Origin of the sequence: Burkholderia sp. Ac-20384 (assembly GCF_017104605.1) — a bacterium.
In the GTDB taxonomy this organism is placed as follows: domain Bacteria; phylum Pseudomonadota; class Gammaproteobacteria; order Burkholderiales; family Burkholderiaceae; genus Burkholderia; species Burkholderia lata.
The window spans coordinates 1-21,766 of the sequence record NZ_JAAGPE010000167.1; the positions used below are offsets into that span (position 1 = coordinate 1).

A 21,766-nucleotide genomic window follows, 5' to 3' on the forward strand; every position below is an offset into this window, starting at 1 on the left:
TGCGCGATGATCGGCTGCGTCGGCGCGGATGCGCACGGCGCTGCGCTGCGCGCGGGCCTCGAAGCCGAGGGGATCGACTGCGCGGGGCTCGCGACGAGCGCATCGGCGTCGACCGGCGTCGCGCTGATCGTCGTCGACGATGCGAGCCAGAACGCGATCGTGATCGTCGCGGGCGGCAATGGCGAGGTCACGACCGAGACGGTCGCACGGCAGGAAGCCGCACTGGCGTCGGCCGATGTGCTGATCTGCCAGCTCGAGACGCCGCCGGACACGGTATTCGCGGCGCTGTCGGCCGGGCGTCGGCTCGGCCGCACGGTGGTGCTCAATCCGGCCCCCGCCGTCGCACCGCTGCCGGACGGCTGGCTGCCGCTCGTCGATTACCTGATCCCGAACGAGGTCGAGGCGGCTGCGCTGACCGCGCTGCCGGTACGTGATCCGGCGGAGGCGGAAGCCGCCGCGCGCGTGCTGCAGGCCGGCGGCGCACGCAACGTGCTGGTGACGCTGGGCGCACGCGGCGTGCTTGCGCTGACGGCCGATGGCGCGGCTCGGCATTATCCGGCGCCGGCCGTGCAGGCCGTCGACACGACGGCGGCCGGCGATACCTTCATCGGCGGTTTTTCCGCGCGGCTCGCGGCCGGCGCGGATGTTGACACGGCCATCCGCTTCGCGCAACGCGCAGCGGCCCTGTCGGTCACGCGCGCGGGCGCGCAGCCGTCGATTCCAACGCTTGCCGAACTGACCGAATAGGGCCGGATCACGTATCGCGGCCGGCTCGTCGCCAACGACGGCCGGCCGCGTATCTGTGACGCTCGCCGGCAGCGGAGCACCTCCCATCACCTCGCTTCCAGGACACGCTGAAGCGCGCATTATTCGTTCAGCTGTTTGTAATAAACAGACGAATAATTCGAAAAAATAGCGGAAACACCATCAAGTTGTGCGGTGCATGGTCGTAAATGCACCGGGTGAAGCAAAGCTTCGAAGCGACGGGCCTGTCCCGTCCATCACGACGCAACACAGGAAGGATGATGGTGTTCAAAAACCTGACGATTCGTGCGCGCATCGGTTTCACGATGGCGTTTCTGGCGGTGCTCCTGGCTGTGATCGGCGGGCTCGGCGTGTACGGCATGACGCGCGCGAACGATACGACGCGCGATATTTTCACGAACCAGATGCCAAGCGCGGTCGACGTGTCGGTGGCCGAGATCTACGCCGCGCGCGAACGCCTGGCGCTCGACCGTGCGGCGCTCCTGGCCAGCACGCCGGACGCGGCGGCCGCCGTCGAGCGAAGCCGCGCGATGCGCGCGCAGTCCGACGCCTGGTGGCAGAAGTACCTCGCGTTGCCGCGCGGCCCGGAGGAAGACCGGCTTGCCCAGGACGTCGCCGCGAAGCGGCAGGCGCTGCAGCACGAGTGCGACGCGTTCGCGAGCGTGGTCGGCGCGAATCAGGCCGACCGGATCGGCGAAGGCGCGAAGCAGCTCCAGGCGCGCTACAACGACCTTGCGACGGCGAGCGAGGCGCTGCGCAACTTCCAGTTCACCGATGCGCAAGCCGGCTTCGATCATGCGGAATCGGTATACGACACGCTGCGCGTGCTGGCGATCGTCGCGTTGTTGGCCGGCCTTGGCGCCGCGGTCCTGTCGTGGCTGACGCTGAGCCGCGCGATCGGCCGCCCGATTGCCGACGCGCTCGCGCATTTCGACGCCATTGCCGCCGGCGACCTGCGCCGGCCGATCGTCGTGGATCGCCATGACGAGATGGGCCAGCTTCTCGAGGGCCTCGGCAAGATGCAGCGCGGGCTCGTCGACACGGTGCGCACCGTGCGCGGCGGCAGCGAGTCGATCGCGACCGCGGCACGCCAGATTGCGGCCGGCAACATCGACCTGTCGTCGCGCACCGAGGAACAGGCCGCGGCGCTGCAGGAAACCGCGTCGAGCATGGAGCAGCTGACCGGCACCGTGAAACAGAACGCGGACAATGCACGCCAGGCGAGTTCGCTGGCCGCGAATGCGTCGGAGATTGCAAACAAGGGCAATACGGTGGTCGGCCAGGTGGTCGGCACGATGGGCGAGATCAACGACAGCTCGGCAAAGATCGCGGACATCATTGCGATCATCGAAGGAATCGCATTCCAGACCAACATTCTTGCGTTGAATGCAGCAGTCGAAGCTGCGCGGGCAGGCGAGGAAGGCCGCGGTTTCGCGGTCGTCGCGGGCGAGGTGCGCAGCCTGGCCCAGCGTTCGTCGACCGCGGCCAAGGAGATCAAGGTGCTGATCGACGCGTCGGTGGAGCGCATCCGGTCGGGTTCCACGCTGGTCGACGAAGCAGGGCGCACGATGAGCGACGTGATCGGTGCGGTGCAGCGCGTGACCGACATCATGGGCGAGATCGCGGCGGCGTCCGAGGAGCAGAGCGGCGGGATCGACCAGGTGGCGCGCGCGGTCGCGCAGATGGACGAAGTCACGCAGCAGAATGCGGCGCTCGTCGAGGAAGCCGCGGCTGCCGCGCAATCGCTCGACGAACAGGCCGGACGCCTGCGTGAAACGGCAGCGGTATTCCAGCTCAACGAAGACACGGCCCGCCCGGGTGCTGCGGCTCCGGTTGCGGTGCGTCACGCGCCGCGTGCGCCCGCCGCAGCGGTTGCGGTGCCCGTCCAGGCTGCTGCGCGCGACGAGCGCGATGCACCGCCGAAACGCGCAGCCGCAGCGGCGCCGGTGCGCAAGCCCGTCGCTGCTTCCGCTGCACCGGCGCAAACGGCCGCTACGGCTGACTCGGACGACTGGGAAACCTTCTGATCCGCGCGCGCCGCGCATCTATCCCCATTTGGTGACGAACGACGCCCGCGACATGCGGGCGTCGTCGTTTCTGCGTTGGAAAAAATGTGACAGGCGACGTGCATGAATGACGATCGCGCATCGTCGCGTGCATCGCGTGACCTGCATCGACGCATGCGCACACAGGTGCATGTGAAGTTCCCGCATCCGTCGTACGGGTATCTCCGTAAGGGCACTGCGAAAAAAATTTGTAACGGCGCGCGCAACGTGTCGTCGAAAACGACCGCTCGAACGTATAGGGATGAAGGGGAGAAGTGACGACGTCGGATGTGTCCAACACACAAGACGTTCCGTCGTTCGACGAGACGCGCCGGATGCAGTTTCTGCGGCTCGGGAGATCGATTGTAAAACGACGAAATGTGTTGTCCAAGCGGTGTTGTCGAGAATGACGAACTTCATACGAAGAGTTCGTGAAAAAAAATAAGAAAGGGTTTAGGATGAATTCGAACGCGCTTGCTTCTGCGCAGTCGTACGAAGGCAGGCACGTCTTCAGACTCAGGCGAGGGAGGTAGCATGGATATTTACAGCAGCTTCGCGAACCGCTTCGAAAAAACGCGAGAGGAAGAGCTCTCGCTGGAGGAGTATCTCGCGCTCTGCAAGAACGATCCATCCGCGTACGCGACGGCTGGTGAACGCATGCTGGAAGCAATCGGGGAACCTGAACACATCGATACCCGCAACGACCCGCGCCTGTCGCGGATCTTTGCGAACAAGGTCATCAAGGTCTATCCCGCATTCCGTGAGTTCTACGGAATGGAGGAGGTGATCGAGCAGGTGGTCGCCTACTTCCGCCACGCTGCGCAAGGGCTCGAAGAGAAGAAGCAGATCCTCTATCTGCTTGGCCCGGTGGGCGGCGGCAAGTCGTCGATCGCCGAGCGTCTGAAGCAACTGATGGAGCGCGTGCCGTTCTATTCGCTGAAGGGTTCGCCCGTCAACGAATCGCCGCTCGGGCTGTTCGACTACGACGAAGACGGCCCGATCCTCGAAGAACAGTACGGCATTCCGCGCCGCTACCTGAAGAACATCCTGAGTCCGTGGGCCGTCAAGCGGCTGCACGAATACAACGGCGACATCCGCCAGTTCCGCGTGGTGCGCCGCTATCCGTCGATCCTGCGGCAGGTCGGCATCGCGAAGACGGAGCCGGGTGACGAGAACAACCAGGACATCTCGTCGCTGGTCGGCAAGGTCGATATCCGCAAGCTCGAACAGTACGCGCAGGACGATGCGGACGCGTACAGCTACTCGGGTGGCCTGTGCCTGGCGAACCAGGGCCTGCTCGAGTTCGTCGAAATGTTCAAGGCGCCGATCAAGGTGTTGCACCCGCTGCTCACCGCCACGCAGGAAGGCAACTTCAAGGGCACCGAGGGCTTCGGCGCGATTCCGTTCGACGGGATCATCCTCGCGCACTCGAACGAGTCGGAGTGGAAGGCGTTCCGCAACAACCGCAACAACGAGGCACTGCTCGACCGGATCTTCGTCGTGAAGGTGCCGTACTGCCTGCGCGTGTCGGAAGAGACCAAGATCTACGAGAAGCTGATCCGCAACTCGTCGCTGGCCGAGGCCGTCTGCGCGCCGGGCACGCTGAAGATGATGTCGCAGTTCTCGGTGCTGTCGCGCCTGCACGAGCCGGAGAATTCGAGCCTGTTCTCGAAGATGCAGGTGTATGACGGCGAAAACCTCAAGGACACCGATCCGAAGGCGAAGTCGTACCAGGAGTACCGCGATTACGCGGGCGTGGACGAAGGGATGACGGGCGTGTCGACACGCTTCGCGTTCAAGATCCTGTCGCGCGTGTTCAACTTCGATTCGAGCGAGGTGGCGGCCAACCCCGTGCACCTGATGTACGTGCTCGAACAGCAGATCGAACGCGAGCAGTTCCCGCCGGAAACCGAGCAGAAGTACCTGTCCTTCGTGAAGGACGTGCTTGCGTCGCGCTACGCGGAATTCATCGGCAAGGAGATCCAGACGGCCTACCTCGAGTCGTATTCGGAGTATGGCCAGAACATCTTCGACCGCTACGTCACGTATGCGGACTTCTGGATCCAGGACCAGGAATTCCGCGATCACGATACGGGCGAGAGCTTCGACCGCGCCGCGCTGAACGCGGAGCTGGAGAAGATCGAGAAGCCGGCCGGCATCAGTAATCCGAAGGATTACCGCAACGAGATCGTGAACTTCGTGTTGCGTGCACGGGCGGCGAATGCCGGCAAGAACCCCGTGTGGACGAGCTACGAGAAGTTGCGCGTCGTGATCGAGAAGAAGATGTTCTCGAACACCGAGGAACTGTTGCCGGTGATTTCGTTCAACGCCAAGGGTTCGGCGGAGGAGCAGCGCAAGCATGAGGACTTTGTGAACCGGATGGTCGCGAAGGGCTATACGCCGAAGCAGGTGAGGCTGCTTTGCGACTGGTACCTGCGCGTGCGCAAGTCGTCATGACGCGCGCGGTACCGCGCCCGTACGGCGTCGCCGTACGGGTGTTTTCAGAGACGCCGCCCGCATGACGGGAGACGGCATGTGCGGCGAGCGTCCCGGCATATCGACTTTCGAGCGGGAGACCGGGAGTGCTTCATCAAATCATCGACCGCAGGCTGGCCGGCAAGAACAAGAGTATCGCCAACCGCGAACGCTTTCTGCGTCGCGTCAAGAACTACATTCGTCGCGCCGTGTCCGATGCGGTGCGCGACCGTAGCATCAAGGATATCCAAAGCACGCAAAGCATCACGATCCCGCGCAAGGACATCGCGGAGCCGAATTTTCGGCACGGCCCTGGCGGACGTCGTGAATACGTGCACCCCGGCAACGAGGACTACGTGCGCGGCGACAAGATCCCGCGTCCGCAGGGTGGCTCGGGCGGGGGAGGCAGTCAGGCGAGCAACGAGGGCGAAGGGCAGGACGACTTCGTGTTCGAGTTGTCGCGTGACGAGTTCATGCAGTACTTCTTCGACGATCTCGAACTGCCGCGCCTCGTGAAGACGCACCTGCTGACGGTGCCGAGCTGGAAGAACGTGCGCGCGGGCTGGTCGGCGGAAGGCACGCCGAACAATATCGACGTCGTGCGTTCGCTGCGCAGCGCGCTCGGGCGTCGCATCGCGCTCGGCTCGCCGCTCGTCAACGAGCTGCGCGAGCTCGAGGCGCAGCTCGAGGCGATGAAGAGCGATCCGGAAGACCGGCGCGCGGAGATCGCGGTGCTCGAGGCCGAGATCCATCACCTGAAGGGGCGTATCTGGCGGATTCCGTTCATCGATCCGTTCGACCTGCGCTACATCAACCGCGTGAAGCAGCCGCAACCGTCGAGCCAGGCCGTGATGTTCTGCCTGATGGACGTGTCGGGCTCGATGGACGAGCAGCGCAAGGATCTGTCGAAGCGCTTCTTCATCCTGCTTTACCTGTTCCTCAAGCGGAACTACGAGCGCATCGAGGTCGTGTTCATCCGTCACCACACGCGTGCCGAGGAAGTCGACGAAGACACCTTCTTCCATTCGACCGAGAGCGGCGGCACGGTGGTGTCGAGTGCGCTCGAGCTGATGCGCAAGGTGATGAACGAGCGCTACTCGCCGACCGAATGGAACATCTACGGCGCGCAGGCGTCCGACGGCGACAACTGGACCGACGATTCGCCCAAGTGTCGCAAAATCCTGGAAGAGGATATCCTCACGAAGACGCGTTACTTCGCGTATATCCAGGTCGCGCCGGAAGAGCAGAACCTGTGGCTGGAATACGCGCAACTGGCCTTGTCGCAGCCGCATCTCGCGATGAAAAAAGTGGAATCGGCTGCCGACATCTACCCGGTGTTTCGCGAATTGTTCGAAAAGCAGGTGGAAATGTCATGACGACCCGCCATCTGCACAACGAGTCGCGCGGCTATGCGCCGCGCCCTTCCGGCGACGACACGGCCGGCCCTGCCGCATCGCAGCAACGCGGGCAGGCCGAACCATCGCCGCCGGCCGCCGACTTGCCCGGCCGAGGGCAAAAGGAAGCGCGTATGAACGTTGCCGAACGCAAGCCGCTGCCGTGCCCGTCCGACTGGACGTTCGAACTGCTCGAGGAATACGACACGCACATCTCGCAGGTCGCCGAACAATACGAGCTCGACATCTACCCGATCCAGCTCGAACTGATCAGCGCCGAGCAGATGATGGACGCGTACGCGTCGGTCGGGATGCCCGTCAACTACCGTCACTGGTCGTTCGGCAAGCACTTCCTGTCGACCGAGAAGAGCTACCGTCGCGGCCAGATGGGGCTCGCGTACGAAATCGTCATCAACTCGAACCCGTGCATCGCGTACCTGATGGAAGAGAACACGATGACGATGCAGGCGCTCGTCATCGCGCACGCGGCGTACGGGCACAACTCGTTCTTCAAGGGCAACTACCTGTTCCGGCTGTGGACCGACGCGCACGCGATCATCGACTATCTCGTGTACGCGAAGAACTACGTCGCGGAATGCGAGGAGCGCTACGGCCTCGATCGCGTCGAGGAACTGCTCGATTCGTGCCATGCGCTGATGAACTACGGCGTCGACCGCTACAAGCGGCCGCAGAAGCCTTCACTGTCGAAGGAATCCGCGTTGCGGCGTGAGCGCGAGGCATACCTGCAGTCGCAGGTGAACGAACTGTGGCGCACGCTGCCGGGCAAGAAGCCCGAGCTGATGGAAGAGCAGGAAGACCGCTATCCGCCCGAGCCGCAGGAGAACCTGCTGTATTTCGCGGAGAAGAATGCGCCGCTGCTCGAACCGTGGGAGCGGGAAGTGATCCGCATCGTGCGCAAGATCGGCCAGTATTTCTACCCGCAGCGGCAGACGCAGGTGATGAACGAAGGCTGGGCGACGTTCTGGCACTACACGTTGCTGAACACGCTGTACAACCAGGGGAAGCTGGAAGACGGCTTCATGATGGAGTTCCTGCACTCGCACAGCAACGTGGTCTACCAGCCGCCCGTCACGAAGCCGTACTACAGCGGGATCAACCCGTATGCGCTCGGCTTCTCGATGATGAGCGACATCCGGCGGATCTGCGAAGCGCCGACGGAAGAAGACTACAAGTGGTTTCCGGAGATCGCGGGCACCCCGTGGCTGCCGGCGATGCACTACGCGATGCGCAACTTCAAGGACGAGAGCTTCATCGCGCAGTACCTGTCGCCGAGCCTGATCCGCGACATGCGGCTCTTCTCGGTGCTCGCCGAAGACATGCCAGATTCGCTGGAGTTATCGGCGCTACACGCCGATTCGGGCTACCAGTACGTGGGGCAGGCGCTGTCGAGCACATACGCGACCCATCAGCGCGAGCCGAACATCCAGGTGTGGGCCGTGAACACGCGCGGCGACCGCAGTCTCACGCTGCGCCACTTCATGACCGACAACCGCCACCTGTCGAACGACAGCGACGAGGTGCTCAAGCACATGGCGCGGCTCTGGCAGTTCGACGTGTTCCTGGAAAGCGTCGACGAGGCCGGCACCGTGCGCAAGCGCTACGAGTGCCGCTACGTGCCGCCGGAGGTGAGGATCTGAACATCGCCCACGGAAAGTTTGCATCGAACGCCAGCCTTGCGGCTGGCGTTTTCATATGACGAACGCATGGCGAGAGAAAAATTTTCTACATCCGGACGAACCCGGAGAGCCGGTTACTTTACATTTCGCTAAAATCCCGTAGCGCCGTGCGCCGGAACCGGTGCCACGTGTGATCGTACGCGGCGGCTCCCGCCGTCTCGCCCAGAAAGCACTAAAAGGAACTGACCAATCCATGGACGTCCAGACCGACCAAGCTGCGCTGTCCGCGCATGACACCCGGCGGCGCGTGTTCGCCATCGTCGGCGCCTCGTCGGGCAACCTCGTCGAGTGGTTCGACTTCTACATCTACTCGTTCTGCGCGCTGTACTTCGCGCCGGCATTCTTCCCGAGCGGCAACACCACGACGCAGCTGCTGAACACGGCGGGTGTGTTCGCGGCCGGCTTCCTGATGCGTCCGATCGGCGGCTGGTTGTTCGGCCGCATCGCGGACCGCCACGGCCGCCGCAACGCGATGATGATCTCCGTGCTGATGATGTGCGGCGGCTCGCTCGTGATCGCGGTGCTGCCGACCTATGCGCAGATCGGCGCGCTCGCGCCGGCGCTGCTGCTGGTCGCGCGGCTGTTCCAGGGGCTGTCGGTGGGCGGCGAATACGGTACGAGCGCGACCTACATGAGCGAGGTGGCGCTGAAGGGCCGCCGCGGCTTCTTCGCGTCGTTCCAGTACGTGACGCTGATCGGCGGCCAGCTGTGCGCGCTGCTCGTGCTCGTGATCCTGCAGCAGACGCTGTCGGCCGACGAACTGAAGGCATGGGGCTGGCGCATTCCGTTCGTGGTCGGCGCGGCAGCCGCGCTGATCTCGCTGTACCTGCGCAAGTCGCTCGACGAGACGTCGACGACCGCATCGCGCGACAAGAAAGACGCGGGCACGATCCGCGGCGTGTGGCAGCACAAGGGCGCGTTCTTCACGGTGGTCGGCTTCACGGCCGGCGGCTCGCTGATCTTCTACACGTTCACGACGTACATGCAGAAGTACCTCGTGAACACGGCCGGCATGCATGCGAAGACGGCCAGCAACGTGATGACCGTCGCGCTGCTCGTCTACATGCTGATGCAGCCGGTGTTCGGCGCGCTGTCCGACAAGATCGGCCGCCGCACGTCGATGATCCTGTTCGGTTCGTTCGCGGTGATCGGTACGGTGCCGCTGATGCATGCGCTGAAGGACGTGACGAGCCCGGTGGCCGCGTTCGTGCTGATCACGGTTGCGCTCGCGATCGTCAGCTTCTATACGTCGATCAGCGGCCTGATCAAGGCCGAGATGTTCCCGCCGGAAGTGCGCGCGATGGGCGTCGGCCTGTCGTATGCGGTCGCGAACGCGATCTTCGGCGGCTCGGCCGAGTACGTCGCGCTGTGGTTCAAGTCGGTCGGCAGCGAGGAAACCTTCTACTGGTACGTGACCGTGCTGTGCGCGATCTCGCTGATCGTGTCGTGGCGGATGCGCGATCCGAGCAAGGAAGGGTATCTGCGTCACGAGCCGTGATCGGCCGCGCAGTGTGCATTTGAAATACGACGAACGTCCCGCCAGCCAGCGGGACGTTTTTTTTTGTGGCGTGCGATTACGCGGGCGGCGGCGGTGCGTGGTCGGGCGCCGGACCGGATGCGCTCGACAGGCTGCCTTGCTCGACCAGCCATTCGAACATCCGCTCGACGATCGGCGAGCGCGACGGACCTTCCATACGCGACAGCCACCACGTGGTGCCGGGCAGGCGCGGGTAGCCGGCGAGCACGGTCAGGGTGCGCTGGTCGATGCCCGCCTGCGCGACGAGGCGCGGCAGGCACGCGATGCCGCGGCCGCGCAGCACGGCGTCCAGCACGAGCCGCTGGTCGTCGTAGATCGCATGCATCCGGAATGCCGACAGCCGCTCGCGGAACACCGTCGCCAGGCGCTCGTCGGTCAGGCTGGCTTCGAGACAGATGACTCCCGCATGCTGCGGGTGCTCGTCGCGCGGCACGCGTTCGAGTTGTTCCGCCAGCGGCGTCGCGCACACCGTCACCCATTCGTCCCGCATGAACGGGATATCCAGCAGGCCGGGCTGCAGCATCGGCCGCGTGCCGATCGTCATGTCGACGTCGATCTCGTCGACGTAACGCGCGGTTTCGTCGGTCGACAGCAGCGGGCACAGGTCGGGCAGGACCTGCTGCAACTGTTCGAGACGCGGCTGCAGCCAACCGTGCAGCAACGGCGCGGGACACACCAGCACGACGAGCCCCGGGTTCAGGTAGGTCGCGATGCGGTCGAGGCCGCCGCGCAACGTGTCCATCGCGCGCTGCACGCTGCGCTGCAGGACCTCGCCGGCGATGGTCAGTTCGACGCCGCGGCCGCGCCGGCGGAACAACGGCTGCCCGAGCTGCGCTTCGAGCTGCTGGATCTGATGGCTGATCGCCGATTGCGACAGGTGCAGCTCGTCGGCCGCGCGCGAGAAATTACCCAGCCGGGCCGCGGCTTCGAAGCCGGTCAGCAGTTTCAGGGACGGAACGCGTTGCATCAAGGTATGAGGCGAATTGATTAATTCGGCCAAGAAATATCAATATTCATCAAGTTTAACCTGACGCACAATCGCCCATCAATCACAACGGAGACGGAACGATGGGTCGCTTTGATGCTCGCCAGCGCGGTTACCGGATGCCCGCGGAATGGGAATCCATGGATGCCACGTGGCTCGGATGGCCGGTTCTCCACGATCGCGAGGATCTGTGGGGGAGCCATTACGCGCAGGTGTGCCGCGAATTCGCGCTGGTCGCGCGGACGATCGCCCGCTACCAGCGCTGCGTGGTGGCCGCGCACCACAGCCAGGCCGATGCGGCGCGCGAACTGGTGGGCGCGAGTGTCGACGTGCTGCCGGTCGCGGCCGAAGACAACTGGCTGCGCGACTGCGGGCCGATTTTCCTCGTGAGCGAACAGCACGGGCTGGGCGCGGCCGTGTTCCGCTTCAACTGCTGGGGCGAGAAGTACCAGCCGTACGACGGCTGCCAGCAGGCCGGGCAGGACATCGCGCGCGCGGCCGGCGCGGAGATCTTCAATTCGCACATGGTGCTGGAGGGCGGCTCGTTTTACGTCGACGGGCAGGGCACGCTGGTCACCACCGAGAGCTGCCTGCTGCATCCGAATCGCAATCCGCACCTGAGCCGCGCGGAAATCGAGGCGGAGCTGCGCCGCATGCTGGGCGTCGAGAAGATCATTTGGTTGCCGGGCAATCCCGACGAAGTGGAGACGAACGGGCACGTGGACGGCATCGCGTCGTTCATCGCACCCGGCCGGATGCTGTGCCAGACCGCGGTGCCGGAGCAGGGCGACTATTTTCACGTGATGCAGGAAAACCGTCGTGCGCTGGAGCTCGCGACCGATGCGGCGGGGCGCCGTTTCGAGCTGCTCGACCTGCCGTCGCCGATCGTCACCGAACGCTTCGGCTCCGAGCGCTACTGCGATTGCTATGCGAACTACATCCTGGTGAACGGCGCGGTGATCGTGTCCGCGTTCGGCGTCGAGCAGGATCAGGCCGCGCGCGAGGCGTTCGGTCGTGCGTTCCCGGGGCGTAACGTGGAGATGCTGCCGATTCCGACGCTGTCGATCGGCGGCGGCAGCATCCACTGTTCGACGCAGCAACAGCCGTCCGTCGCGAACTGAGCGACGTTTCGCCAGCGGTTTCCGGTCCTACCGAGGAGCAATCGCAATGCCGTCCAAACACATCACCGTCGCCGCCGTCCAGATGGCGTCGGGCAGCTGGAATCTCGAAGACAACATGGCCACCGCGGAGCGCCTGATCCGCGCGGCCGCCGCACAGGGCGCGAATCTCGTGCTGTGCCCGGAGCTGTTCGCGATGCCGTATTTCTGCCTCGACCAGAACGTGCACCATCTCGAACTTGCGCAGCCGTTCGAAGGCAACGCGCAGATCGCCCGTTTCGCGGCGCTGGCCGGCGAACTCGGCATCGTGCTGCCGATCGGCTTCTTCGAGCGCGCGGGCAATGCCGCGTACAACTCGATCGCCGTCGCGGATGCGGACGGGCGCGTGCTCGGCGTCTATCGCAAGACGCATATCCCGGACGGGCCGGGCTATACGGAGAAGTTCTATTTCACGCCGGGCGACACCGGCTTCAAGGTGTGGGATACGCGCTTCGGCCGGATCGGCATCGGCATCTGCTGGGACCAGTGGTATCCGGAGACGGCGCGCAGTCTCGCGTTGATGGGCGCCGAGATCCTGTGCTTTCCGACCATCATCGGCTCGGAGCCGTTCAGCAGTGCGTTCGATTCGTCCGGCCACTGGCAGCGCACGATGCAGGGCCACGCGGCCGCCAACATGGTGCCGGTGGTGGCCGCGAACCGGATCGGCCGCGAAGTCGGCTTCGGCAACGGCAATCCGGAGCAGCAGGGGCTCACGGGCGTGTTCTACGGGTCGAGCTTCATCGCGGATCACACCGGCGAGAAGCGGGCCGAGGCGAACCGCACCGACGAAGCCGTGCTCGTGCACACGTTCGATCTCGACGCGATCCGCGCCGACCGGCAATCGTGGGGCTTTTTCCGCGATCGCCGCCCGGAGATGTATCGCACGTTGCTGACCAGCGACGGCGTATCGTCCTGTTATCGATGAGGGAGGCCCGATGAAACGGAAAGGATGGTTGCGCTTCGCGGTGCCGGGCCTCGCGCTGTGCGTGCTGGCCGGCACAGCCCGCGCCGATGAAGAGAAGGTGCTGAACCTGTACAACTGGAGCAATTACTTCGCGCCGGATACGATTGCCGGCTTCGAGAAGGAAACCGGCATCAAGGTGCGCTACGACGCGTACGACAGCGACGAGACGCTGCAGTCGAAGCTGCTGACCGGCAACAGCGGTTACGACCTCGTGTGGCCGACCAACGACTTCATGGCCAAGCAGATCCAGGCCGGCGTGTTCCGCAAGCTCGACAAGAACCGGCTGCCGAACCTGAAGTATCTCGATGGGTCGCTGCTGAAGCAGATGGCGCAATCCGATCCGGGCAACCAGTACGGCGTGCCGTACATGTGGGGCACCGTGGGCGTCGGCTACGACCGCGCCAAGGTGCGCGCGATCCTCGGCAAGGACATGCCGGCCGACAGCCTCGACCTGCTGTTCAAGCCGGAGATCGCGTCGCGCGTGGCCGCGAAGTGCGGGCTGGGCCTGCAGGACTCCGCGAGCACCGTGCTGCCGCTGGCGTTGCGCTATATCGGCCGCGATCCGATGCATCCGTCCGCGCAGGACTATGCGGCCGCGCAGGCGATGCTGATGAAGATCCGGCCGTTCATCCGCGAGTTCGTCAATTCGTCCGACGCCAACGAGCTGATCGACGGCGAGCTGTGCGTGACGATCGGCTTCTCCGGCGCGATCAACCTGGCCGCGCAGAAGGCGAAGGCGCGCGATCCGAAACGCGACGTCGCGTACGACATTCCGCGGATCGGCACCCTGATGTGGTTCGACGCGATGGTTATTCCGGCCTCGTCGAAACATCCGGACAACGCGCATGCGTTCATCAACTACATCCTGCGTCCGGACGTGATCGCGAAGATCTCGAATTCGACGCGCTACGCGAACGCGAACCAGGGCGCGCTGAAGCTGATGGACCCGGCGCTGGTGCGCGATCCGGGCATCTATCCGGACGAGGCGACGCGGCGTACGCTGTTCACGCCGATCGCCGAATCGCCGGCCGCGATGCGTATTGAAGGCCGGACCTGGCTCGGCTTCAAGACGGCGCGACCTTGACCGCGCGTCACGAAGCCACCGAACGATTGAAACAACCGAAGCACACGAAGCAACCGGCAAGCGAAAGAGGAATGCCATGACAACGAGACGTCAACTGTTGAAACGCGGCCTGTCCGTATCGGGAGCGGCGCTGGCCGCCAGCGCGCTGGGCGGATTGCTCGGCCGCGCCGCGCACGCGCAGCAGGGCGCAACCTGGCACATGCCGGACGAGGGTGCGCCGCACACGGCGACGTGGATGGCGTTCGGCCCGAGCGAGGACATCTGGGGCGCGCGGCTGTTGCCCGTCGCGCGCGCGAACCTGGCCGCGATCGCGAAGGCGATCGCCGCGCACGAGCCGCTCAAGATGCTGGTGCGCGAGCAGGACTACGCGATCGCGTCGCGGCTGTGCGGTTCATCGGTCGAGCTCGTCCAGCATCCGGTCGACGATCTGTGGATGCGCGACACGGGGCCCGTGTTCGTGAAGAACGCGTCGGGCCAGCTCGGCGGCGTGAGCTTCAATTTCAACGGCTGGGGCAACAAGCAGGAGCACGACCAGGACGCGGAAGTCGCGCCGTTCGTGGCGGAGCGCGCCGGTGCACGGCTGCTCGACACGCGGCTGGTGCTCGAAGGCGGCGGCATCGAGGTGGACGGCGAAGGCACGGCGATCATCACGCGCAGCTGCGTGCTCAATTCGAACCGCAATCCAGGCGTCAGCCAGGCCCAGTGCGAGGCGGAGCTGAGCCGGCTGCTCGGGCTGAAGAAGATCATCTGGCTGCCGGGCATCGCGGGCAAGGACATCACCGACGGGCATACCGACTTCTATGCGCGCTTCACGAGCCCGGGCGTCGTGGTGGCGGGGCTCGATACCGACCCGTCGTCGTACGATCACGCGGTGACGCGGCAGCATCTGGAGATCCTGCGGAAATCGACCGATGCGAAGGGCCGCCCGTTGAAAGTCGTCGTGCTGCCGGGGCCGAAGTCCGTCCGGCATCAATACGAGAACGAGGAATTCGCGGCAGGTTATATCAACTTCTACGTGTGCAACCGCGCAGTGATCGCCCCGCAATTCGGCGACAGCCGCGCCGACCGCAATACGCGCGATACGCTCGTCGACCTGTTTCCGGGGCGCGAGGTCATCCAGCTGAACATCGACGGCATCGCCGCGGGCGGCGGCGGTATCCACTGCACCACGCAGCAGCAGCCGGCCTGAACCCGGCCGCGGGCCGGCATGCGTGACCGGCCCGCACGACCGTAACAGGCAACATTTCATTCCGGACTACTGAAAACAATGCGGAATCCGTCTTGCGAGACGGAAGCCGGCGCGCCCGCGCGCGCGCCGACCGCGCAATGGAGTTGAAACATGACGAAACGACGTACCCACGCGAGCGCAGGCAAGCGTGCGCAGCACGCGCCGGATACCGGCCGGCGCGGCTTCATTCAATATTCGGCCGCGTTTCTCGGCTTACCGCTGCTGGGCAGCCTGGCCGCTTGCGGTGGCGGTGGCAGCGACGGGGCATCCGGCGCGGCTTCCACGTCTCCCGGCACGACACCCGGCACGAAGCCGTCGACGCGGCCGGTCACGTACCGGCTGCCTGCAGAAGATGCGCCGCACGCGTCGACCTACATGGCCTTCGCGTCCGGCGCGGACGGCATCTGGCTGCCCGTCACGCCGCAAAGCACGGATGCCGGCATCGACCGCGTGCGGGCCGACCTGATGGACGTCGCGAAGGCGATCGGCGCAACCGAACCGGTCGACATGCTGGTGCTGCCGGCCGATCTCGACGCGGCCCGCACGCTGCTCGCGACCGCGAGCGTCGCGAACCCCGACCTGCATGCGCGCTACGCAGCACGCGCCGCGGGCGCGGGCGGGATCAACCTCGTGCCGCTCGCCGACGGCTTCAACGATTTCTGGGTGCGCGACACCGGGTGCCTGTTCGTCAGGGATACGACGAACGACAATGCGCTGAATGCGGTCGGTTTCAATTTCAACGGCTGGGGCAACGCGAACACCGACGGCGCCGGCATGCGCCCCGGCGCGACGGTCCCGCCGGAAGTCGCGGCCGCGAGCAACCGGTCGAAGGCGGGCAAGTTCTTCCAGCCGTTCGGGCGCGACAACACGGTGGCGGGCTGGATGGCGCAGCGCAAAGGCGCGAGCCTGATCCGCAGTACGTTGACGCTCGAAGGCGGCGCGATCGAATTCGACGGCGACGCGACGGCGATCCTCACCGAATCGTCCGTGCTGCACGTGAACCGGAATCCGCAACTGTTCGACATCCCGAACGGCGTGATCGCGAATGCGACGCTGCTGCCGACGGCGAAAGACACGGTGCTCGCCGAACTGCAGCGCACGCTCGGCGTGCGGAAGATCATCTGGCTGCCGGGCACGGCGACCTATCCGCGCAGCAGCGGCGTGGGCGGCGCCGGTGGCGCGGCAACGCCGGCCGGCGAGACCGACATCACGAACGGGCACGTCGACTTCTACGCGCGCTTTCTCGCGCCCGGCGTGGTCGCGTGCTGTTACGACGCATCGAATTCGACCGGCGAACGCGCGTTGACGGACGCCAACCGGCAACGGCTCGCGGGCGAGACCGATGCGAACGGCCGGCCGCTGCAGATCGTCGAGCTGGTGCCGCCGGTCAATTTCGGCACGTCGGCCGGCACGAGCCTGAACGACCGGCAGATGACGAATTTCGCGGCCGGCTACATCAATTTCTACGCGTGCAACGGTGCGATCGTCATGCCGAAGTTCAACGACGCGGCGGCCGACGCGGCCGCCATCGCCGCGATCCGGCCGTATGCGGGGAACCGGGCGATCGTGCAGGTCGACATCCTCGGCATCGCATCGGGCGGCGGCGGCATTCACTGCTCGACCCGCGAAGTGCCGGCGTGAGCGTGTCCCGTCATATCGATAGTGAAATCGATTCGTTGTCCATGACGGGCGAATTCCTTAATCTGGGCCTGTAGTTCGTGTGACACCTCCTTGACTGGGATTCGCGCCCGCTGCTTGCAGCGGGCGTCTTTTTTGGTGCGCTGTGTCGCACGCCGGCCCCGGCGGGGTTGGTCGCACGCGGCGGCTCGCCTATGCTGGTTGCTGCATGTCCGCGCGTCGGTCCGGATCGGCCGGGCCGGTGACGGTTCGATGACATGCCACGTCAAGGAGAGTCATGATGAGCAAACCCACGATCGTGCTCGTGCACGGCTTCTGGGGCGGCGCCGCGCACTGGGCAAAAGTGATCGTCGAACTTGCGCGCAAGGGCCATGAGTCGCTGCATGCGGTCGAATTGCCGCTGACTTCGCTTGCCGACGACGCCGAACGCACGCGCAGGATGGTCGCGCAGCAGGCGGGCCCCGTGCTGCTGGTCGGCCATTCGTACGGCGGTGCGGTGATCAGCGAGGCCGGTAATTTGCCGAACGTCGCGGGCCTTGTGTTCATCGCCGCATTTGCGCCCGACGCCGGCGAAAGCCCCGGCGGGATCACGCAGGAACACCTGCCGGCGGCCGCGCCGAACCTCGCCCCCGACAGCGACGGCTATCTGTGGATCAAGCCCGACAAATTCCACGAGAGCTTCTGCCAGGACCTTTCGTCAGATGAAGCGCTCGTGATGGCCGTCACGCAGAAGGCGCCGGTGGCGAGCACCTTCGCGGATACCATCCACGCGCCCGCGTGGCGCGTGAAACCGTCGTGGTACCAGATCTCGAGCGAAGACCGGATGATCGCACCGGAAAACCAGCAGCGGATGTCGGCGCGGATGGACGCGCGCAAGGTCATCACGCTCGACGCGAGCCATGCGTCGCTCGCGTCGAAACCGGTGGCGGTCGCCGCGCTGATCGACGAGGCGGCGACCGCGCTCGGCGGGTGATGCGCGGGAAGCGGGGCGCGGCGGATCGCGCGCGGTGCCATGCCGCGCCCGCGGCCCGCGCGGCTCATCACGAAACCCGCTGAGCAAAGCACCATTTGTTGGTTCGGATTCGCCGCACGCGCTGATACGTTAGCGGCTTCGCGACGACACACTCCGCCGCGATGTTCTTCGAACCGGGCCGCCGCGCGATCCGCGGCGGCCTTCATAACAAATCAGGTCGTGCTCATGAAAATCAACACGCTCGCTACGTGGCTCGTCGGGGCTGCGCTCATTACCGCAGGCACCGTCGCGCATGCGGACCGTCTCGACGACATCAAGAAGGCCGGCGTGCTGCGCGTCGCGACGTTCGACAGCAACCCGCCGTTCGGCTATGTCGACGGCAAAAGCAATCACATCGTCGGCCTCGACGTCGACTATGCCAAGGCGCTCGCCGACAAGCTCGGCGTGAAGCTGCAGCTCCAGCCGACCAACCCGGCGAACCGCATTCCGTTCCTGACGTCCGGCAAGGTCGATCTCGTGCTCGCGAACTTCACGATCACCGACGAGCGCGCGAAGCAGGTCGACTTCAGCATTCCGTATTTCTCGTCGGGCCAGCAGTTTCTCGCGAAGAAGGGCGTGCTGAAATCGGCCGACCAATTGAACGCGCTGCGTGTCGGCGCCGACAAGGGGACCACCAACGAGATCACGCTGCGCGAGAAATTCCCGAAGGCGACGATCGTCGCGTATGACGACACGCCGTTCGCATTCGCCGCGCTGCGTGCCGGCAACGTGCAGGCGATCACGCAGGACGGCCCGAAGCTGATCGGGCTGCTCGCGAACGTGCCGGACAAGCAGAACTACGAGATCCCGGCGTTCACGATCTCGAACGACTACATGGGTGTCGGCGTACCGAAGGGCGAGACGCGCCTGCTCGGTTTCGTCAACGACACGCTGAAGGGACTCGAGGCGAACGGCCGCGCCGTGCAGATCTACGACGCATGGTTCGGGCCGACGACGAAGACGCCGCTCACGCGCATCTTCCGGATCGGCGACAAGACCTGATCCGCATCGCACGCGCGCCGCGATCGGCCAAAGCATCGGCCGCGCGGCGCATTTCGTTTTTTTCGTTTTCTTCCGATCGCGCGCTTAGCGCCCGCAACACAGCATGCTCGGGTTGGCTCCCAAATATCTGTCCTGGCTCTGGCAGGGTTTCCTGCTGACGCTCGGCCTCGCGGCTGCGTCGGCCGTCGTCGCGACCGCCGGCGGGCTGCTGCTCGCGGTCATGCGGCATGCGCGCGGCACGGCGCCGCGCGCGGTGGCGGCCGCGTACGTCGTCGCGTTCCGCAACACGCCGCTGCTCGTGCAGTTGCTGTTCTGGTATTTCGGCGTTGCGTCGCTGCTGCCCGACACGTGGATCGCGTGGCTGAACGCGCGCCATGCGTTGAGCATCGGCCCGTTCACGCTCGCATGGCCGTCGTTCGAATTCGTCGCGGGCTGGGTCGGGCTGAGCGCGTATACGGCCGCATTCGTCGCCGAGGAGTGCGAAGCGGGCTTGCGCGGCGTGCGGCGCGCGCAGCACGATGCAGCGGCCGCGCTCGGCCTCACGCCGATGCAGTCGCTGCGTTACGTGGTGCTGCCGCAGGCGGTGCGCATCGCGTTGCCGCCGTTGTTCGGCCAATACATGAATCTCGTGAAGAACTCTTCGCTCGCGATGGCGATCGGCGTGGCCGAGCTGTCGTATGCGTCGCGGCAGGTCGAGACCGAGACGTTCAAGACGTTCGCCGCATTCGGCGTGGCAACCATGCTGTACGTCGCGGCGGTGGCCGCGATCGAAGCCGGCGCGTATGCCGCCACGCAATGGCGCGACCGGCTGGGAGCGGGGCGCTGACGATGGATTTCTCGCTGCTGCTCGCCAATTTGCCGTACCTGCTCGTCGGCGCGTTCCCGGAAGGGCCGCTCGGCGGCGCCGCGCTGTCGCTGTTGCTCGCGATCGCATCGGCCATCGCCTCGGCCGTGCTCGGCATCGCGCTCGGCGTTGCGATGGCGCTCGCGCGCGGCCCCGTGCGCGTGCTGCTGCTCGCGTTCATCGGCTTCTTCCGCGCGATTCCGGTGCTGATGCTGATTTTCTGGACCTACTTCCTGATGCCGATGCTGCTGCACATGGACGTGCCGGGGCTCGCGACGGTCGTGTGCGCGCTCGCGCTGATCGGCGGCGCGTATCTCGCGCACGCGGTGCATGCGGGCATCGTCGCGGCCGGCGACGGGCAATGGCAGGCCGGGCTGTCGCTCGGGCTCACGCGCTGGCAGACGGTGCGCTACGTGCTGCTGCCGCAGGCGATCCGGATCATGACGCCGTCGTTCGTCAACCAGTGGGTCGCGCTCGTGAAGGACACGTCGCTTGCCTATATCGTCGGCGTGCCGGAGCTGTCGTTCGTCGCAACGCAGGTGAACAACCGGCTGATGGTGTATCCGGCGCCGATCTTCCTGTTCGTCGCGCTGATCTATCTGGTGCTGTGCACGTCGCTCGACGGCGCGGCACGCTGGCTGCTGTCGCGGCGCCCGCGCGCGGAACGCGACGCGCATGCGGCGGCCGAGTATACGGAACCCGCGCGGTGACGGCATGCTGTTGCCGCTCTGAATTGCCGACAAGGCAGTGTCGATGAATGGGTGCAGCGGACAGCGCGCCAGGCAGGTCAGGCCCGGCAGGCAGGCAGGGAGAGGGGCACGGTGTGTAGAGAACCTGCCACGCGCCGCTGCTCGTCGAGCAACGGCAGGCGGCAGGTGCGTCACGACGCCGAGTAATGCGTATTGAAGACGGCGCGCAGCGTCGATGAATCGGTCGCGAAATCGCCCCACAGCGGCCCGTCGTTCTGCGCGAACGCGAACGGCGCCGTATTGATCGATGCGAGACGGAAGCGCCATTGCGCCGCTTCCTGGCGGAAGGCGGTGAGCTGCATGTCGGACAGCGCCGTCTGCGCGCTCGCGAGCGTGACGAGCGGATCGACCGGATTGTTCGCGACGCGCACCTCGAAGTGCAGGTGCGGGCCCGTCGCGGCGCCCGTCATCCCGACCGAGCCGATGCGCTGGCCCTGCTTCACGGTCTCGCCAGTCTTGAGGCCGTGCGCGAACGCGGACAGGTGCGCGTAGTAGGTCGAGTAACCATCGGCGTGATCGACGATCACGTAGCGGCCGTAGCCGCCCGGATCGGTGCCGACGAACGACACGATGCCGTCGGCTGCTGCGTCGACGGGCGTACCGCTCGGCGCGGCGAGATCGACGCCCGTGTGGAACGCCATCGCCTGCGACAGCGGATGGATGCGTTCGCCGAAGAACGAACTGATGCGCGTCCACTTGACCGGCATCGTGAAGGCGGCGGCCTCGAGCGGCGAGCCGTCGAGTGCGTAGTACGCGCCGTGCTCGGCGCCCGGCGCGCGGAACCAGATCGCGCCGAACGTGCGGCCGGCGACGCGCAGTTCGAGCGCGGTGAGGCGCGGCGTGCCGTCGTTCGACTCGAACGCGACGCGGTAGTAGTCGCCGCGCTGCGCGCTGGCACGCATCGCGACCTTGCCGCTGACGAGATCGCCGAGCTGGATGCGCACCTCGGGCGGCACGTCGAGACGGTTCAGCGTATCGGACAGCGTGAGCTCGATGTCGCCCGCGCGCATCCCGTGCTGGTTTTCAGGGGCTGCGAACTGGAACAGGTTCGCGTAGCCGAGCATGTCGTTGCGGTGCGCGCTGAGCGGCGCGAACAGACCCGGCTGCTGGCTGCGATCGTTGTGTTCGCCGGCATCGTTGCGCTCGCCGATCGTGCGGGCGAGTTCACTCGTCACGAAATGCTGCGCGGT

Annotated in this window: 17 protein-coding genes; 15 read left to right on the forward strand and 2 right to left on the reverse strand. The window is 65.6% G+C overall.

Features of this window, described 5'->3' with window-relative positions:
- The 6 genes from G3O00_RS26090 to G3O00_RS26115 form a co-directional block, all read left to right on the forward strand.
- Positions 1-747: PfkB family carbohydrate kinase (locus G3O00_RS26090; RefSeq protein WP_206144741.1), on the forward strand; the 747-nt coding region annotated here is incomplete at its 5' end.
- Between the two features lie 278 nt (positions 748-1,025).
- Positions 1,026-2,792: a methyl-accepting chemotaxis protein gene (locus tag G3O00_RS26095; RefSeq protein ID WP_206144742.1), complete on the forward strand. Its 1,767-nt coding sequence runs from the start codon at positions 1,026-1,028 to the stop codon at positions 2,790-2,792.
- Positions 2,793-3,344: 552 nt separating this feature from the next.
- Positions 3,345-5,267, forward strand: coding sequence for a PrkA family serine protein kinase (locus G3O00_RS26100; protein WP_011351905.1), 1,923 nt, complete (start codon positions 3,345-3,347; stop codon positions 5,265-5,267).
- 125 nt (positions 5,268-5,392) lie between these two features.
- Positions 5,393-6,661, forward strand: coding sequence for a YeaH/YhbH family protein (locus G3O00_RS26105; RefSeq protein WP_011351906.1), 1,269 nt, complete (start codon positions 5,393-5,395; stop codon positions 6,659-6,661).
- On the forward strand, positions 6,658-8,337 hold the full coding sequence (locus tag G3O00_RS26110) for a SpoVR family protein (RefSeq protein WP_206144743.1): 1,680 nt from the start codon (positions 6,658-6,660) through the stop codon (positions 8,335-8,337). Before G3O00_RS26105 ends, G3O00_RS26110 begins: the two co-directional genes overlap by 4 nt.
- Positions 8,338-8,569: 232 nt before the next feature.
- Positions 8,570-9,874, forward strand: a complete 1,305-nt coding sequence (locus G3O00_RS26115) for an MFS family transporter (RefSeq protein ID WP_206144744.1) — start codon at positions 8,570-8,572, stop codon at positions 9,872-9,874.
- Positions 9,875-9,950: 76 nt separating this feature from the next.
- Here G3O00_RS26115 and G3O00_RS26120 read toward each other — a convergent pair whose 3' ends face one another.
- Positions 9,951-10,880: a LysR family transcriptional regulator gene (locus tag G3O00_RS26120; RefSeq protein ID WP_011351909.1), complete on the reverse strand. Its 930-nt coding sequence runs from the start codon at positions 10,878-10,880 to the stop codon at positions 9,951-9,953.
- Positions 10,881-11,017: 137 nt separating this feature from the next.
- Here G3O00_RS26120 and G3O00_RS26125 point away from each other — a divergent pair, with 137 nt between their 5' ends.
- The 9 genes from G3O00_RS26125 (at position 11,018) to G3O00_RS26165 (ending at position 20,537) form a co-directional block, all read left to right on the forward strand.
- On the forward strand, positions 11,018-12,019 hold the full coding sequence (locus tag G3O00_RS26125; RefSeq protein ID WP_277399315.1) for an agmatine deiminase family protein: 1,002 nt from the start codon (positions 11,018-11,020) through the stop codon (positions 12,017-12,019).
- Positions 12,020-12,065: 46 nt separating this feature from the next.
- A complete protein-coding gene (gene aguB / locus G3O00_RS26130) occupies positions 12,066-12,980 on the forward strand; it encodes an N-carbamoylputrescine amidase (protein WP_206144746.1) in 915 nt (304 codons plus the stop codon).
- A 10-nt stretch (positions 12,981-12,990) separates the two neighbouring features.
- Positions 12,991-14,103, forward strand: a complete 1,113-nt coding sequence (locus tag G3O00_RS26135) for a polyamine ABC transporter substrate-binding protein (RefSeq protein ID WP_206144747.1) — start codon at positions 12,991-12,993, stop codon at positions 14,101-14,103.
- Positions 14,104-14,179: 76 nt separating this feature from the next.
- The gene (locus tag G3O00_RS26140) at positions 14,180-15,292 is read left to right on the forward strand and encodes an agmatine deiminase family protein (protein ID WP_174931513.1); all 1,113 of its coding nucleotides are present in this window, start codon (positions 14,180-14,182) and stop codon (positions 15,290-15,292) included.
- 150 nt (positions 15,293-15,442) lie between these two features.
- Entirely contained in the window at positions 15,443-16,972 is a 1,530-nt protein-coding gene (locus tag G3O00_RS26145; RefSeq protein WP_206144748.1) for an agmatine deiminase family protein, read from the forward strand.
- A gap of 274 nt (positions 16,973-17,246) precedes the next feature.
- The gene (locus tag G3O00_RS26150; RefSeq protein ID WP_206144749.1) at positions 17,247-17,942 is read left to right on the forward strand and encodes an alpha/beta hydrolase; all 696 of its coding nucleotides are present in this window, start codon (positions 17,247-17,249) and stop codon (positions 17,940-17,942) included.
- Between the two features lie 225 nt (positions 17,943-18,167).
- Positions 18,168-18,983, forward strand: a complete 816-nt coding sequence (locus G3O00_RS26155; RefSeq protein ID WP_206144750.1) for an ABC transporter substrate-binding protein — start codon at positions 18,168-18,170, stop codon at positions 18,981-18,983.
- Between the two features lie 103 nt (positions 18,984-19,086).
- Positions 19,087-19,809 (forward strand): amino acid ABC transporter permease, encoded by a 723-nt coding sequence (locus tag G3O00_RS26160; protein ID WP_206144751.1) that lies wholly within the window; start codon positions 19,087-19,089, stop codon positions 19,807-19,809.
- A 2-nt stretch (positions 19,810-19,811) separates the two neighbouring features.
- On the forward strand, positions 19,812-20,537 hold the full coding sequence (locus G3O00_RS26165; RefSeq protein WP_174931508.1) for an amino acid ABC transporter permease: 726 nt from the start codon (positions 19,812-19,814) through the stop codon (positions 20,535-20,537).
- Positions 20,538-20,707: 170 nt separating this feature from the next.
- Here the strand turns inward: G3O00_RS26165 and G3O00_RS26170 are convergent.
- Positions 20,708-21,766: M23 family metallopeptidase (locus G3O00_RS26170; protein ID WP_206144752.1), on the reverse strand; the 1,059-nt coding region annotated here is incomplete at its 5' end.

Bases quoted from the DNA above. Each gene is read 5' to 3' on its own strand.
- G3O00_RS26095 (WP_206144742.1), top strand. From the start codon at position 1,026: ATGGTGTTCAAAAACCTGACGATTCGTGCGCGCATCGGTTTCACGATG.
- G3O00_RS26100 (WP_011351905.1), top strand. From the start codon at position 3,345: ATGGATATTTACAGCAGCTTCGCGAACCGCTTCGAAAAAACGCGAGAG.
- G3O00_RS26110 (WP_206144743.1), top strand. From the start codon at position 6,658: ATGACGACCCGCCATCTGCACAACGAGTCGCGCGGCTATGCGCCGCGC.
- G3O00_RS26115 (WP_206144744.1), top strand. From the start codon at position 8,570: ATGGACGTCCAGACCGACCAAGCTGCGCTGTCCGCGCATGACACCCGG.
- G3O00_RS26120 (WP_011351909.1), bottom strand. From the start codon at position 10,880: ATGCAACGCGTTCCGTCCCTGAAACTGCTGACCGGCTTCGAAGCCGCG.
- G3O00_RS26125 (WP_277399315.1), top strand. From the start codon at position 11,018: ATGCCCGCGGAATGGGAATCCATGGATGCCACGTGGCTCGGATGGCCG.
- aguB (WP_206144746.1), top strand. From the start codon at position 12,066: ATGCCGTCCAAACACATCACCGTCGCCGCCGTCCAGATGGCGTCGGGC.
- G3O00_RS26135 (WP_206144747.1), top strand. From the start codon at position 12,991: ATGAAACGGAAAGGATGGTTGCGCTTCGCGGTGCCGGGCCTCGCGCTG.
- G3O00_RS26140 (WP_174931513.1), top strand. From the start codon at position 14,180: ATGACAACGAGACGTCAACTGTTGAAACGCGGCCTGTCCGTATCGGGA.
- G3O00_RS26145 (WP_206144748.1), top strand. From the start codon at position 15,443: ATGACGAAACGACGTACCCACGCGAGCGCAGGCAAGCGTGCGCAGCAC.
- G3O00_RS26150 (WP_206144749.1), top strand. From the start codon at position 17,247: ATGATGAGCAAACCCACGATCGTGCTCGTGCACGGCTTCTGGGGCGGC.
- G3O00_RS26155 (WP_206144750.1), top strand. From the start codon at position 18,168: ATGAAAATCAACACGCTCGCTACGTGGCTCGTCGGGGCTGCGCTCATT.
- G3O00_RS26160 (WP_206144751.1), top strand. From the start codon at position 19,087: ATGCTCGGGTTGGCTCCCAAATATCTGTCCTGGCTCTGGCAGGGTTTC.
- G3O00_RS26165 (WP_174931508.1), top strand. From the start codon at position 19,812: ATGGATTTCTCGCTGCTGCTCGCCAATTTGCCGTACCTGCTCGTCGGC.